Source organism: Amycolatopsis sp. NPDC004747 (assembly GCF_053601335.1).
The window spans coordinates 282935-299682 of the sequence record NZ_JBSGBQ010000009.1; the positions used below are offsets into that span (position 1 = coordinate 282935).

The following is a 16748-nucleotide window of genomic DNA, read 5'->3' on the forward strand; positions in this document are numbered from 1 at the left end:
GCGGGGCGGCTTTCGCGTGCCCGGCCCGAATTCTAGGGGGAGCGGCGCAATTCCTAAGGGGCACCGAGATTAGGGGACCCCGCATCCGATCCGCGAGCTAACTTGGGCCGTGCCGCACCTGCCGACTCGTGGGTTCAGGGGGAATGTTTCGCATGCTGCGTGCCGACCTCATCCGGCCACTGCCCGAGATCCTGCGGGACCGCGCCGCCCAGTCGGGCGAGCGGACCGCCTTCGACGACGGGCAGCTGAGCGTCACCTACCGCGAGCTCGAGCTGCGCACCCGAAAGCTGGCCGGGCACCTGGCCGATCTCGGCCTCGCCCGCGGCGACCGGGTCGCCATGGTCATGCACAACCGGGTCGAGGCGGTGGAAACCTACTACGCGGTCGCCAGGGCCGCCGGGGTGGCCGTCCCGGTCAACCCCCGTGCGGCGGACGCGGAACTGTCCCATGTGCTCGGTGACAGCGGGGCGAGCTTCGTGGTGACCGACACCGCCCACCTCGCCCAGGTGACGCGCCTGGCGGCCCCCGGGGTGACGGTCGTGGTCGCCGGAGCCGCGGCGCCGGAGGGCTTGCTGTCCTACGACGACCTGGTGACGCTCGAACCGGTCGAGGACGCCCGCGACGACCTCGGGCTGGACGATGTGGCCTGGTTGCTCTACACCTCGGGCACCACCGGTGCCGCGAAAGGCGTGCTGTCCACCCAGCGGAACTGCCTGTGGTCGGTCGCCGCGTGCTACGCGCCGGTACTGGGCCTCACCGCCACCGACCGGGTGCTGTGGCCGTTGCCGTTGTTCCACTCGCTGGCGCACGTGCTGTGCGTGCACGGGATCGTGGCCGTCGGCGCGAGCGCGCGGATCATGCCCGGCTTCGCCGCCGGCGAGGTGCTCGAGCTGTTGCGGTCGGCGGACTTCACGGTCCTGGTCGGCGTGCCGTCGATCTACCAGTACCTGCTCCAGGCCGGGCCGCGCGACGGACTGCGCACCGAGGACCTGCGCCTGTGCCTGGTGACCGGCTCGGTCGCGACCGCGGACCTGCGGCGCCGGTTCGAGGACGCGTTCGGCCTGCCGCTGGTGGACAGCTACGGCAGCACCGAGACCTCCGGGGCGATCACCGCGAACTCGCCGGCGGGCCCCCGGGTGCCCGGCTCGTGCGGGCGGGCCGTTCCCGGCCTCGACGTGCGGGTCGTCGACCCCGGCACCGGGCTGGACCGCCCGGCGGGCGAAGAAGGCGAGGTCTGGGTCCGCGGGCCGAACGTGATGGCCGGCTACCACGGCAGGCCGGCGGCGACCGCGGCCGCGCTGGCCGGTGGCTGGTACCACACGGGCGATCTGGCCCGGTTCGACGAGAACGGGTACCTCACCGTCACCGGCCGGGCCGGCGACGTGATCATCCGCGGCGGCGAGAACATCCACCCGGCGGAGATCGAGGACGTCCTCCTGCGGATCGACGGCGTGACCGACGCCGCGGTGACCGGCAGGCCGCACGACCTGCTCGGCGAGGTGCCGGTCGCGTACCTGGTCACCGACGGCCCGGTGGATCCCGCCGTGGTGTTCGCCGAGTGCGAGGACCGGCTGGCGGACTTCAAGGTGCCCGAGGAACTGTACGAGACGGCCGCCGTTCCCCGGACCACCACGGGCAAGCTGACCAGGCACGTGCTGCGCGAATGGCCGGCCACCGTGCTCGCGATCCGGAACGCCGCGCGGGACCTGCTCCTGCGGCTCGACTGGACCGAGGCGCCGGCCGAAGCCGGCACCCCCGGCACCCCGGAGACCGAGGTCGTGACGGCGGCCGCGCCCGGCGCCCGGGCCGCGGTCGAGGAGTGGCTCGCCTCCGGGTGTTCGCGGCTGGTCCTGGTGACCAGGGGTGCGGTCGCGGTGTCCGATGAGGACACCCTCGACCTGGCGCACGCCGCCCTGCTGGACCTGGTGCGGCCGGTCCGGACCGCGCACCCGGAGCGGATCGTCCTCGTCGACACCGACACCGACACCGGCTTCGACCAGGTGCTGGCACGAGCGCTGGCCGTGGGGGAACCGCAGGTCGCCGTCCGGGACGGGAAGGTGCTGGTGCCGCGGTTCGTCCGGGTCGCGACCGCACCCGAGCGCGGCGAACCGGGACTGGCGCCCGAGGACCCGGTCCTGGTGACGGCACTCGACGCGAGCCTCATCCGGCACCTGGCCGCCCGGCACCGGATCCGGCACCTGCTGGTGGTCTGCCCGCCCGAGGACTCGGCGGCCGCCGAGGCGTTGCGCGTCGAGCTCGCCCGGTCGGGCGCCGCGATGACGTACGCGGTCGGCGACCCGGCCGACCGCGACCTGCTCGCCCGGCTGGTCGCGGGGTGCCGGCTGGGTGGTGTCGTCCACCTCGGTGGCGCCGAGGTGGATGCCGCGCTCCAGCTGCACGAGCTGGCCGGTTCGTCGCCCCTTGTCCTCTGCACGCCGGTGGCCGTCCGCTCCGGCGAGACGGCGGCCTTCTCCGACGCGCTGGCCAGGCACCGTCGCGGCCGCGGCCTCCCGGCGGTTTCGTTTGCCGTGGACTCGCTGTCCGACCGGGAAACCGTGGCCCTGTTCGACTTCGCGCTGGGTTCGGCGGAGCCGGTCGTCACGGCCGCGCGGCTGGACGTGGCCGCCCTGCGCGCCCGGGCCGACGCGGGAGACCTGCCGCCGGTGCTGAGCAGGCTGGTGCCGGAGCAACCCGCGCAGCGGTCCGACATCCGGGCCGAATCGCTGCTTTCCCTGGTGCGCACCGAGGTCGCGGCCATGATGGGCTACGGCGGCGCGCCGGAGGTCGGGCCGGATCGGGCGTTCAAGCAGCTGGGGTTCGACTCGGTGCGGGCCGTCGAGCTGCGCAACCGGCTGGCGACGGCCACCGGCCTGCGGCTGCCGGCGACCCTGCTCTTCGACAACCCGACGCCCAGCGCCGTCGCCGGGCACCTGCGGGTCCTGCTCACCGGCGAGCCTGCCGAGCCGGCCGAGCGGCCGCGGACGGCGCCGAAGCGTGCGCTCGTCGACGAGCCGATCGCGATCGTCGGCATGAGCTGCCGGTATCCCGGGGACATCGGCTCCCCGGAGGACCTGTGGCGCCTGGTCGCGGCGGGCGGGTACGCGGTGGACGACTTCCCGGCCGATCGCGGCTGGGACCTCGACGGGCTGTACGACCCCGACCCGGACCACCCGGGCACGAGCTACGTGCGCTCGGGCGGGTTCCTGGCCGGTGCCGCCGACTTCGACCCGGGCTTCTTCGGGATCTCCCCGCGCGAGGCACTGGCCATGGACCCCCAGCAGCGGCTGTTGCTGGAGGTGGCGTGGGAAACGATCGAACGGGCCGGTATCGACCCGTTTTCCCTGCACGGCAGCGCGACCGGGGTCTTCGCCGGCCTGATGTTCCACGACTACGCCGGCCGGCTGCAGCAGATCCCCCAGGAGGTCGAGGGATACCTGGACACCGGCAACACCGCGAGTGTCGCATCGGGACGGATCGCCTACACCCTCGGCCTGCAGGGGCCGGCGGTGACGGTGGACACGGCGTGTTCGTCGTCGCTGGTGGCGTTGCACCTGGCGTGCCAGTCGCTGCGCGAGGGTGACTGCGACCTGGCCTTGGCGGGCGGTGTGTCGGTGTTCGCGACCCCGCGCGTGTTCCAGGAGTTCAGCCGTCAGCGCGGGCTGGCGCCGGACGCGCGGTGCAAGGCCTTCGCGGCGGAGGCGGACGGGACGGGTTTCGCCGAGGGTGTCGGCGTGCTCTTGGTGGAGCGCCTGTCGGACGCCGTGCGCAGCGGCCACCGGGTGCTGGCGGTGGTTCGCGGGTCCGCCGTGAACCAGGACGGCGCGTCGAACGGGTTGACGGCGCCGAACGGCCCGTCGCAGCAGCGGGTGATCCGCGCGGCCTTGGCGAACGCGCGGCTGTCCACTGTGGATGTCGATGCGGTGGAGGCCCACGGCACCGGGACCCGGTTGGGTGATCCGATCGAGGCGCAGGCGTTGCTGGCCACCTACGGGCAGGGTCGTGAAACGCCGTTGTGGCTGGGGTCGGTGAAGTCGAACATCGGGCACGCGCAGGCCGCGGCGGGCGTGGCCGGGGTCATCAAGATGGTGCTGGCGATGCGGCACGGCGTGTTGCCGAAGACGTTGCACGTGGACAGTCCGACGCCTGAGGTGGATTGGTCGTCGGGGGCGGTGGAGTTGCTGACGGAGGCGCGGGAGTGGCCTTCGGTGGGGCGGCCTCGCCGGGCGGCGGTGTCGTCGTTCGGGGTGAGCGGGACGAACGCGCACGTGATCCTCGAACAGCCGGAGCCGGCCGAGGTGGTGCCGGCGTGCGGCCCCGCCCGGGTCGTGCCGTGGGTGCTGTCCGCCAGGAGCGAGGAAGCGCTGCGCGTCCAGGCCGTTGCCTTGAAGACGTTCGTGGCGGACCACCCCGAGCTGGACGCGGCGACCGTGGGACGGTCGCTGGCGACCACCCGGGCGGCGCTGGACCACCGCGCGGTCGTGGTGGGTGGCGACCGTGCGGAGCTGCTGCGGGAGCTGGACACGCTCGCGGTCCGCGGCCCGGCCGAGGCGGCGCCGCAGGTCGTGTTCGTCTTCCCGGGCCAGGGCTCGCAGTGGGAGCGGATGGGCCAGGAGCTGCTCGGCTCGTCGCCGGTGTTCGCCCGGCGGATGGCCGACTGCGACCGGGCGCTTCGGTCCTATTTGGACTGGTCGGTGCTGGACGTGGTGCGCGGGGAGCCGGACGCGCCATCGCCGGCCCGGATCGAGGTCGTCCAGCCGGTGCTGTTCGCGATGATGGTGTCGCTGGCCGCCGTCTGGCAGTCGTGGGGCGTCCGGCCGGCCGCCGTGGTCGGCAGCTCGCAGGGCGAGATCGCCGCCGCCGTGGTCGCGGGCGGGCTGTCGCTGGCCGACGGGGCACGGGTGGTGGCGTTGCGGTCGCAGCTGTTCGCCGACGAGCTGGTGGGCAACGGCGCGGTGGCGTCGGTCGGGCTGCCGGCCGTCGAGGTGACGGCGCGGCTGGCCCGGTGGGACGGCCGGCTGGGCATCGCCGGGTTCAACGGGCCCTCGCTGGTCACCGTGGCCGGCGACCTGGCCGCGCTGGACGAGTTCGTCGCGGCGTGCGAGGCGGACGGGATCCGGGCCCGGGTGGTGCCCTCGACGGTCGCCTCCCACTGCGCCCAGGTGGACCCGCTGCGCGAGCGGTTGCTGGAGCTGATGGCCCCGGTCGCGCCCACCTCGTGCGACGTCCCGTTCTGCTCCACGGTCACCGGCGGCGTACTGGACACGGCCGAACTGGGCGCCGAGTACTGGTTCTCCAACGCCCGGGAGCCCGTGCACTTCGAGGACGTCGTCCGGCAGCTGGTGGACGACGGGCACCGGGTGTTCGTCGAGTGCAGCCCGCACCCCGTGCTGACCGTCGCCGTCCAGGACACCGCACCCGACGTCGCCACCATCGGGTCGTTGCGGCGCGGCCGGGGCGACCTCGGCCGGCTGGTCACCGCGCTGGGCGAGCTGTTCGTCCAGGGCGTCATCCCGGACTGGGACGCCGTGTTCGCCGGAACCCCGCACCGGCACCTCGACCTGCCGACGTATCCCTTCCAGCGCCGGCGGTTCTGGCTGGACGCGCCCGCCGCGGCCGGCGACACCGCCGCGCTGGGCCTCGGTACCGTCGACCACCCGCTGCTGACCGCCGTCACCGCGGTGCCCGACTCGGACGGCCTGCTGTTCACCGGCCGGTTGTCCACCCGGACGCACCCCTGGCTGGCCGACCACACGATCATGGGGGCCACGCTCGTCCCGGGTGCCCTGTTCGCCGAGCTGGCGATCCGCGCCGCCGACGAGGTCGGCTGCGACCAGGTCGACGAACTGACCATGCAGGCCCCGCTGGTGCTCACCGGCCAGGCCGGCGTGCAGCTGCGCGTCCAGGTCGGTGCCCCGGACGAGACGGGCCGCCGGAGCGTGACGGTCCACTCCCGGGCCGAGGACACCGGCGAAGGCCCCTGGACCCGGCACGCGGCCGGCGTACTCGGCCCGGTGACCGCCGAGCGGTCCGAGCCGCTCGCGACCTGGCCACCGGCCGGGGCGGTCCCGCTGGAGGTCGACGGGCTCTACGACCGGCTCGCCGAGCGCGGCCTGACCTACGGCCCGGCCTTCCGCGGCGTCCGGGCGGCCTGGTCGCTCGGTGCCGACGTGTTCGCCGAACTTGCGCTCGCGGACGAGCCGGCGGACCGGTACGCGATCCACCCCGCCCTGCTCGACGCGGCCTTCCAGGCATCGGAACTGACGGCGGACTCCGGCCGCGACGCCGAACACGGCCACATCGGGTTCAGCTGGACCGGGATCCGGCTCGCCGCCGCGGGCGCGACCGGCCTGCGCGCCCGGATCACGCGGACCGCACCCGACGCGCTGAACGTGACGTGCACCGACACCGCGGGCCGTCCGGTCGTGACGATCGACCGCGTCGAGCTGCGGCCGGTCTCGGCCGACCAGCTGCGCACGGCCCGGGCCGACCTGGGGAACTCGCTCTTCACCGTGAACTGGGTGGCCCAGCCCGTCCCGTCACCGCCGGTCGGGTCGGAGGACGTCGTCTGGGCCGGCGAGCAGCCGGACCCGTACCTGGCCACTGTGGACGCTCTCGCGCGGTTGCGGGAGTGGCTCGGTGAGGACCGGCCCGCGTCGTCGCGGCTGGTGGTGGTCACCTCCGGCGGCCTTGCCGGGCGGGCCGTCGCGGGGCTCGTGCGGTCTGCCCAGACCGAGCACCCCGGCCGGTTCGTGGTCGTGGACTCCGACGAGCGGTCGCGGGCGTTGCTGCCGGTCGTCGCCGCGATGGACGAGCCCGAAATCGCGCTGCACGCCGGGCAGGTGCTCGTCCCGCGCCTGGCCCGGGTGGCCGAGCCGGCCGCCGGTCCGGGTTTCCCCGCGGCCGGCACGGTGCTGATCACCGGGGGCACCGGCGGCCTCGGCGCGCTCGTCGCCCGGCACCTGGTCGTCCGGCACGGTGTCCGGCACCTGGTGCTCGTGAGCCGCCGGGGGGTCGCGCCGGCCGGGTTGACCGGCGAGCTGGCCGAGCTGGGCGCGTCGGTCCGGGTGGTGGCGTGTGACGTCGCCGACCGGGAGGCGCTGGCCGGCGTGCTGGCCGCCGTTCCGGCGGAGCACCCGCTGTCGGCCGTCGTGCACACCGCCGGTGTCGTGGACGACGGCGTCATCGAGTCGTTGACCGACGAGCAGGTCCGGGCGGTGTTCGGCCCGAAGGTCACCGGCGCGGTGAACCTGCACGAGCTGACGGCCGAGCTGGACCTCTCCGCGTTCGTCATGTTCTCCTCGGGCGCCACCGTGCTGGGCAGCGCGGGCCAGGGCAACTACTCGGCCGCGAACGCGTTCCTCGACGGGCTGGCCGAACAACGCCGGGCGGCCGGCCTGCCGGCGGTCTCGCTCTCCTGGGGCGTCTGGGACGAACAACGCGGCATGGCCGGCCGGCTCGACGAGCTCGACCTCAACCGGCTCAAGCGGGACGGCTGGGTGCCGATGGCGCCGGAGGAGGCGCTCGCCCTGTTCGACGCCGCCTGCCGGACCGGTGCCGCGACCCTCGTCCCGGCCCGGCTGAACCTGGCGGCGATGCGGGCCAGGGCCGGGCACGGGCCGGTGCCCGCGCTGCTGCGCGACCTCGTCCGCGTGCCGGTGCGGCGAGTCGCCGCCCACGGGGACGCCGACGAGCCCGAACCGACCCGGCGGCTCGCCGCGCTGGCCCCGGCCGACCGCTACGGGGTGCTCCTCGACCTGGTCCGGTCCCGGGCCGCGGACGTCCTCGGGCACACCTCGCCGGCCGCGATCACCGAGGACGGCGCGTTCAAGGACGCCGGCTTCGACTCCCTCACCGCCGTCGAGCTGCGCAACCGGCTCCAGACCGCGACGGGCCTGCGGCTGCCGGCCACGGTCACCTTCAACCACCCCTCGCCGGAAGCACTGGCCCGGCACCTCGCGAGCCTGCTCCACGGCACCGCCGAGGCGGCCCCGGCGAACACGGCCCCGGCGGCCGTTCCCGCCGCGGACGGCGACCTCGTCGCGATCGTGGCGATGGGGTGCCGGTTCCCGGCCGACGCGAACACCCCCGAGCGGTTCTGGGAGCTGATCGCCGACGGCGTGGACGCCGTGGGCGACCTCCCGCTCGACCGGGGCTGGGACGTGGCCGGCCTGTACCACCCGGACCCGGACCGGCCGGGCAAGAGCTACACGCGGTCGGGCGGGTTCCTCCGGGGCGCGGGCGACTTCGACGCCGGTTTCTTCGGGATCTCCCCGCGCGAGGCGCTGGTGATGGACCCGCAGCAGCGGTTGCTGCTCGAGGTGACGTGGGAGGCGATCGAACGGGCGGGGATCGACCCGCTGTCCCTGCGCGGCACGGCCACCGGCGTGTTCGCCGGCACGCACGGCCAGGACTACGCCCGGCTGACCGCCAACGTGCCCGCGGAACTCGAGGGCTACCTGGTGACCGGTACCGCCGCCAGTGTCTTCTCGGGCCGGATCGCGTACGTGCTGGGTCTGGAGGGTCCGGCGGTGACGGTGGACACGGCGTGTTCGTCGTCGCTGGTGGCGTTGCACCTGGCGTGCCAGTCGCTGCGCCAGGGCGAATGCGACCTGGCGCTGGCGAGCGCGGCCTCACTGCTGGCCGCGCCGCAGGCGATGGCGGCGTTCAGCCGTCAGCGGGCGATGGCCCGGGACGGCCGGTGCAAGGCGTTCGCCGCCTCCGCGGACGGCTTCGGGATGGCCGAAGGCGTCGGCGTCCTGGTCGTGGAGCGGTTGTCCGACGCGGTCCGGAACGGGCATCCGGTGCTGGCGGTGGTACGAGGATCGGCGGTGAACCAGGACGGTGCGTCGAACGGGCTGACCGCACCGAACGGCCTGTCCCAGGAACGGGTGATCCGGGCCGCGTTGGCGAACGCGCGTTTGTCCACTGTGGATGTCGATGTGGTCGAGGCGCACGGTACGGGTACGCGGTTGGGTGATCCGATCGAGGCGCAGGCGTTGCTGGCCACTTACGGGCAGGGTCGTGAGACGCCGCTGTGGTTGGGTTCGGTGAAGTCGAACATCGGTCATGCCCAGGCGGCCGCGGGGATGGCCGGGATCATCAAGATGGTGCTGGCCATGCGGCACGGGTTGTTGCCGAAGACGTTGCACGTGGACGCTCCGACGCCTGAGGTGGATTGGTCGTCGGGTGCGGTCGAGCTGCTGACCGAGGCACGGGAGTGGCCCTCGGTGGATCGGCCTCGCCGGGCGGCGGTGTCGTCGTTCGGGATCAGCGGGACGAACGCCCACGTCGTTCTCGAGCAGGCGCCGGTCGCTGCTCCGGTGGAACCTTCAGTGGACCCGGCCGCGTCGATGTGGGTGTTGTCGGCGCGGAGCGAGGGCGGGTTGCGGGCGCAGGCGGATCGGTTGCGTTCCTTTGTGGATGGTCGGGCTGAGGTCGGTGTGGCCGATGTGGCGTGGTCGTTGGCGACTGCTCGGGCGGTGATGGGGCATCGGGCCGTGGTTGCGGGCCGGGACCGTGCGGAGCTGCTGGCCGGGTTGAGCGCGGTGGCGGCCGGTGTCCCCGGGCCCGGTGCGGTTGCCGGTGAGAGCGCGAGTGTGCGTCGGGTGGCGTTCGTGTTCCCGGGGCAGGGGTCGCAGTGGATCGGGATGGGGTCTCGGTTGGTGGCCGAGAGTCCGGTTTTCGCGGAGTGGGTTTCCCGGTGCGATGAGGTCATGGCCGGGTTGCTGGATTGGTCCGTGGCGGAAGTCTTGAGGTCCGGCGAAGAGTTCGGTTCAGGTCCGGATGTGGTCCAACCCCTGTCTTTCGTCGTGATGGTGGGTCTTGCCGCGGTGTGGCGTTCGTGGGGCGTCGAACCTGCGGCAGTGGTCGGGCATTCGCAGGGCGAGATCGCTGCTGCCTGCGTCGCCGGTGCGTTGGATCTCGAGGACGCGTGCCGTGTCGTGGTGTTGCGCAGCCGGTTGATCGCGCAGGTTTTGGCCGGCCGAGGCGGCATGGTGTCGATCCCGCTGAACGTGGGGGATACCGAGCGCTTGCTGGTGGACGGAGTATCGGTCGCGGCACTGAACGGGCCGGGTTCCACGGTCGCCTCGGGCGATGTGGCCGGGTTGGACGAGGTGGTGGCGCGGTGCGAGCGGGAGGGAATCCGTGCGCGTCGGATCGCTGTTGATTACGCTTCGCATTCCGCGCACGTGGAGAGCCTTCGCGACGAATTGGCGGAGGTGCTGGCGGAGATTCGGCCGGTGGAGCCGTCGGTGCCGATGTGGTCCACGGTGGACGGCAAGTGGATCTCCGGGCCTGAGCTTGGTGCCGATTATTGGTACCGGAATTTGCGGCAGACGGTCCACTTCGAGGGTGCCGTGCGTGGTCTTCTGTCCGAAGTGGATGGTTTCGTCGAGGTCAGTGCCCATCCGGTGTTGACCCCGGCTGTCCAGGACACTGTCGAGGACGTGGGTGGTGCGGCGGCGGTCGTGGGTTCGCTGCGGCGGGACGACGGTGGCCTGGACCGGCTGCTGATGTCGCTGGGGGAGCTGTTCGTCGCCGGTCTGACCCCGGACTGGCCCGCTGTGCTCGGCCGCGGCAACCGGGTCGAGCTGCCGACCTACGCGTTCCAGCACCAGCGCTACTGGCTGGAGGACCCCACCCGGCCCGTCCAGGACTCCCTGTACTACGTGGACTGGACGCGGCTGCCCGAGCCCCCGCGGACACCCGACGTCGTCTGGTACGAGGACATCCGGCCGGAGCAGGCGATCCCGCCGGTCGTCGCCTTCCGGGTGCCCGGCCTCGCCGACGCCTGTCAGACCACAGTGGACGTTCTGCACGTGCTGCGGGACTGGCTCGCCGACCCGCGGACGGTGTCGTCGAAGCTGGTGCTCGTGACGTCCGGCGGGGTCACGGCGGGCGTGGTGTCGGGGCTGGCGCGGTCCGCGCAGACCGAGCACCCCGGCCGGTTCGCCGTGGTGGACGTGGCCGGGCCGGCCCCGGCTTCGATACCCGTGGATCCGGACGAGCCGGAACTCGCGGTCCGCGGCGGCCAGGTGTTCGCGCCCCGGCTGGCCCGGATGCCCGCCACCACGGCCGAGTGGTCGCCCTGGTCGAGCGGGGGAGCGGTGCTGATCACCGGCGGCACCGGCACGATCGGCGCGCTGCTGGCGCGGCACCTGGTCGCACGGCACGGCGTCCGGTACCTGGTGTTGACGAGCCGCCGGGGTGTCGCGCCCGCCGGGCTGACCGAGGAGCTGACGGAGCTGGGCGCCGCCGTCCACGTCGTCGCGTGCGACGTGGCCGACCGCGAAGCGCTGGCCGGCGTGCTGGCCGCCCACCCGGTGTCCGCCGTCGTCCACGCCGCCGGCACGGTCGACGACGGGGTGGTCGAATCCCTGCGGGACGAACAGGTCCGGGCCGTGTTCGAGCCCAAGGTCACCGGCGCGCTGAACCTGCACGAGCTGACGGCCGAGCTGGACCTCTCCGCGTTCGTCATGTTCTCTTCCGGCGCCTCGATCTTCGGCAGTCCCGGGCAGGGCAACTACGCGGCCGCGAACGGGTTCCTGCACGCCTTGGCCGAGCACCGGCGCTCCCTCGGGCTGCCCGCGACCGCGCTCGCGTGGGGCCTGTGGGACGAACGCAGCAGCCTGACCGCGGGACTGTCCGGCCAGGACCTGGCCCGGCTCCGGCGCTCCGGCACCCTCCCGATGTCCACGGAGGACGCACTGGCGCTGTTCGACGTCGCTTGCGCGGCCGACCGGGCGGTGCTGGTGCCGACGAGGCTGGACCTGACCGCGCCGGCCGGCCGCGCGGACGGCGAACCGCTGCCGGCGCTGCTGCGCGGCCTGGCCCGGCCGTCCCGCCCGGTGGCGACCGCCGGCGCCGAGGAGACCACGATCACCCAGCGGCTGACCGCGCTGTCCCGGCCCGACCGGGTCCGGTTCGCGGTCGACCTGGTCCGCGGGGTCGCCGCGGCCGTCCTCGGGCACAGCGCGGCGGACGCGATCGCCAAGGACCGCGCGTTCAAGGAACTCGGCTTCGACTCGCTCACCGCGGTGGAACTGCGCAACCGGCTCCAGACCGCGACCGGCCTGCGGCTGCCCACGTCCCTCGTCTTCGACCACCCGACGGCGGCCGCCCTCGGCGGGCAGCTGCTGTCGATGCTGCTGCCGGACACGGCCGAGGCCCGCCCCGACGCGGTGGCCACCGCGAGCGACGAGCCCATCGCGATCGTCGGCATGGGCTGTCGCTTCCCGGGCGGCGTCACGGATCCGGACGAGCTGTGGGAGCTGCTGCGCACCGGTGGCGACGCCATCGGGGCGTTCCCCGCCGACCGTGGCTGGGAGCCCGGCCGCACGGACGTCCGGCTCGGCGGGTTCGTCCACAGCGCGGCCGAATTCGATCCCGGGTTCTTCGGCATCAGCCCGCGCGAGGCCGTGGTGATGGACCCGCAGCAGCGGCTGCTGCTGGAGGTGTCCTGGGAGGCGGTGGAGCGGGCCGGGATCGACCCGGTGTCGCTGCGGGGCAGCCGGACCGGGGTGTTCACCGGCACCACCGGGCAGGACTACGCGGACCTGGCGGCGCACGTCCCGGAAAGCGAAGAGGGCTTCCTCGCGACCAGCACCGGCGCCAGCGTGGTCTCCGGGCGGGTGTCGTACACGTTCGGGCTGGAAGGCCCGGCGGTCACGGTGGACACCGCCTGTTCGTCGTCGCTGGTCGCCCTGCACCTGGCGAGCCAGTCGCTGCGGCAGGGCGAGTGCGACCTCGCGCTGGCCGGCGGCGCGACCATCCTGGCGACCCCGAACGTGTTCGTGACGTTCGGGCGGCAGCAGGCGATGGCCCGGGACGGCCGGTGCAAGGCGTTCGGCGCGGACGCGGACGGGTTCGGGATGGCCGAGGGCGCCGGTGTGGTGCTGCTGGAGCGGCTGCCGGACGCCGTCCGCAACGGTCACCGCGTGCTGGCGGTGATCCGCGGGTCCGCGGTCAACCAGGACGGCGCGTCGAACGGGCTGACCGCGCCGAACGGCCTCGCCCAGCAGCGGGTGATCCGCCAGGCGCTGGCCGCCGCCGGGCTGGCGGGCCAGGACGTCGACGTGGTCGAAGCCCACGGCACCGGCACCAGGCTGGGCGACCCGATCGAGGCGCACGCGCTGCTGGCGACCTACGGGCAGGACCGCGCGAACCCGGTGCGGCTCGGCTCGGTGAAGTCGAACATCGGCCACACGCTGGGTGCGGCGGGCGTCGCCGGGGTGCTGAAGATGGTCTTGGCGATGCAGCACGACCTGCTGCCGAAGACCCTGCACGCGGACGAGCCGACCGCGGAGGTCGACTGGTCCGCCGGGCGCGCCGAACTGCTGACCGACGCCGTGGCGTGGCCGAGGACCGGCCGGCCCCGCCGGGCGGGCGTCTCGTCGTTCGGCATCAGCGGCACCAACGCCCACCTGATCCTCGAGGACGTCGCACCGGAAGCTCCGGACGGACCGGACGCCCCGGAGGACGAGCCTGCCACCGCCTTCCCCTGGGTGCTCTCGGCCGTCACCGAGGACGCCCTGCGCGCGCAGGCCGGGCGGCTGGCGAGCCGGGTCGCCGGCCTCCGGCCGGTGGACGTGGCGTATTCGCTGGCGGCGACCCGGTCGGCGTTCCGGCACCGGGCGGCCGTGCTGGGCGGCGACCGTGCGGCGTTGACGGCGCTGGCGCGGGGCGAATCGGCGGCGAACCTGGTCCGCGGCACGGTCGTGGACGGCGGGCTGGGCTTCCTGTTCTCCGGCCAGGGGTCGCAACGCCCCGGGATGGGCCGGGACCCGTACACGGCCTTCCCCGTCTTCGCCGAGGCGCTGGAAGAGCTCTTCGCGGCCTTCGACCCGCTGCTGGAGCGGCCGTTGCGGGAGGTGATGTTCGACGGGGACGCCGAGCTCCTGAATCGGACCGCGTACACGCAGCCGGCCTTGTTCGCGTACGAGGTGGCGATGTTCCGGCTGGTGCGGTCGTGGGGGCTCGTGCCCGACGTCCTGATGGGCCACTCGATCGGCGAGCTGGCGGCCGCGCACGTCTCGGGGGTGCTGTCGACGGCGGACGCGGCCCGGGTCGTGGCCGCGCGCGGCGCGTTGATGCAGGCACTGCCCGCCGGCGGCCTGATGGTGGCGCTCCAGGCGAGCGAGGAGGAAGTCCTGCCGCTGCTGACCGAGCGGGCCGGCATCGCCGCGGTCAACAGTGCGACGTCCACTGTGGTCTCCGGCGACGCCGACGCGGTGTCGCGGATCGCCGGCCACTTCGCCGGCCAGGGCCGCCGGACGAAGACCCTGCCGGTGAGCCACGCCTTCCACTCACCGCACGTGGACGCGATGCTGACCGGGTTCCGTGCCGTGCTCGCGGACGTGCGGTGGAGCGAGCCGGAGATCCCCGTCGTCTCCAACGTGCTCGGCCGGATCGCCGCCGGCGAGCTGTGCTCGCCGGAGTACTGGGTACGGCACGCCCGGGAGACCGTGCGCTTCGCGGCTGGGCTGGAGTCGATGCGCGCCGCGGGCGTGAAGACGTTCCTGGAGCTGGGACCGGACGCGGTGCTCACCCCGATGGGCCGGGAGCACGCGGGCGACGCCGGGTACGTCTCGGCGGCCCGCAGGGACCGGGACGAACTGCCCGCCCTGCTGGGGATGGCCGCCGAGCTGCACGTGCGCGGGGTCGCCCTCGACTGGCCCGCGGTGTTCGCCGGATCCGGCGCCCGGCGGGCCGACCTGCCCACGTACGCCTTCGACCGGCGGCGGTTCTGGCTGGAGCCCGCCGCCCCCACGCCGCCGGATCCGGTGGAGCGCCGGTTCTGGGAGCTGGTGGAACGCGGTGACCTCGCGTCGCTGGCGGACACGCTCGGCATCGACCGCAGCGTGTCGCTGGACACACTGGTCCCAGCCCTTTCGGCCTGGCACAACCGGCAGCGCGGTGGCCCGGCCGTCGACCACCTGCTGTACCGGCCGGTGTGGCGCCCGGTACCGGGCGTGGGCCAGGCGGGCCCGGCCGGAACCTGGCTGGTGGTCGCGCCGGTCGGGCACCCGCACGACGACCTCGCCGCGGCGATGTCCAGGGCCGGTTGCCACGTCCGTGCCGTCGAACTGGCCGGCGCCGACCGCGCCACCCTGGCAAGGGCACTGCGCGACATCCGGCCCGACGGTGTGGTGTCCCTGCTCGCACTGGACGAGACCGCCCTCCCGGACCACCCGTCGGTGCCGTCCGGTCTCGCCGGCACGGTGGCGCTCGTCCAGGCACTGGGCGACGCGGGCGTGGCGGCGCCGGTGTGGTGTGTGACCCGCGGCGCCGTGGCGGTCGCCGGGGAACGCGTCACCAGCACCACCCAGGCCATGGTGTGGGGGTTCGGGCGGACGGTCCGGCTCGAGCACCCCGAACGCTGGGGCGGCCTGGTCGACCTGCCCGGCCACCCCGGTGACGCCGACCTGACCCACCTCGCCACCGTGCTCGCCGGCGGCACGGCCGAAAACGAGGTCGCGATCCGCTCGGCCGGGGTGTTCGCCCGGCGCCTGGAACACGCACCACTCGGGGCCGGCGATCCGGTGGCGAAGTGGTCCGCCGGCACGGTCCTGATCACCGGCGGGACGGGCGGCCTCGGCGCGTCCGTCGCCCGGTGGCTGGCCAGGACGGGCACCCCGCACCTGCTCCTGGTCAGCCGCCGCGGGCCGGCCGCCGGCGGTGCGGCCGAACTGGAGGCCGAGCTGTCCGGTCTGGGCGCGAAGGTGACCTTGGCGGCCTGCGACGTGGCCGACCGGGACGCGGCCGGGAGCCTGCTCGCGTCGGTGCCGGTCGAACACCCGTTGACCGCCGTGATCCACGCCGCCGGCGTGCTGGACGACGGTGTCGTCGACGCGCTGACCCCGCGGCGCTTCGACGGCGTGCTGCGGTCCAAAGTGGACTCGGCGCGCGTCCTGCACGAGCTCACGGCCGAACTGGACCTCGGTGCGTTCGTGCTGTTCTCCTCGTTCGCGGGCGGGTTCGGCGCGCCCGGGCAAGGCAACTACGCGGCCGCGAACGCCTTCCTGGACAGCTTGGCCGAGCAGCGCCGGGTCGACGGCCTGGCCGCGACCTCGGTGCTGTGGGGACCGTGGGCACAGGTCGGGATGGCCGCGGGCGCGGTCGAGGAGCGGGTGCGCCGGGCCGGCCTGGTCGCGATGCCGCCCGACACCGCGATCGAAGCCCTGCGGCGCGTGCTCGAACACGATGAGCCGGCGGTGGCGGTCGGCGAGGTGGCCTGGGACAGGTACATCGCGAACCTCGGCACCTCCAGCGCCCGCCGGCTCTTCGCCGACCTGCCCGAAGTGCGCGGGCTCGGGAACGGCGCCGGGTCCGCCCCCGTGCTCCGCGAGCGCTGGGCGGACGCGTCGGCGGGCCGGCGGGAACGGATGGTCCTCGACCTCGTCCGCTCGGCCGCCGCGGAGCTGCTCGGCTACGACACCCCGGACGGGGTCGACCCGGGCCGCGGCTTCCTGGAACTCGGCTTCACGTCCCTCACCGCGGTCGAGCTGCGCAACCGCCTCAACCACGAGACCGGCCTGAGCCTGTCGTCGACGATCGTGTTCGACGAACCGACGCCGGCCGCGTTGACCAACCACCTGCTCGCCCGGCTCCAGCCGCACGAGAACGGCACGGCCCAGCCCGTCGAACCGCTCCCCGAAGACTCGGGGATCGACGAGCTGGACGTGGCCGGGCTGGTGCGGCGGGCCCGGCAGAACCTGAGCGCCCAGTGACCCCCGGAGGCGAGAGCG

1 protein-coding gene is annotated in these 16748 nt (G+C 74.2%); it reads left to right on the forward strand.

Annotation, left to right across the window (positions count from 1 at the left end):
- Positions 1 to 152: 152 nt before the first annotated feature.
- Positions 153 to 16730, forward strand: a complete 16578-nt coding sequence (locus ACWEGE_RS17240; protein ID WP_449661436.1) for a type I polyketide synthase — start codon at positions 153 to 155, stop codon at positions 16728 to 16730.
- The last annotated feature ends 18 nt before the right edge of the window (positions 16731 to 16748 follow it).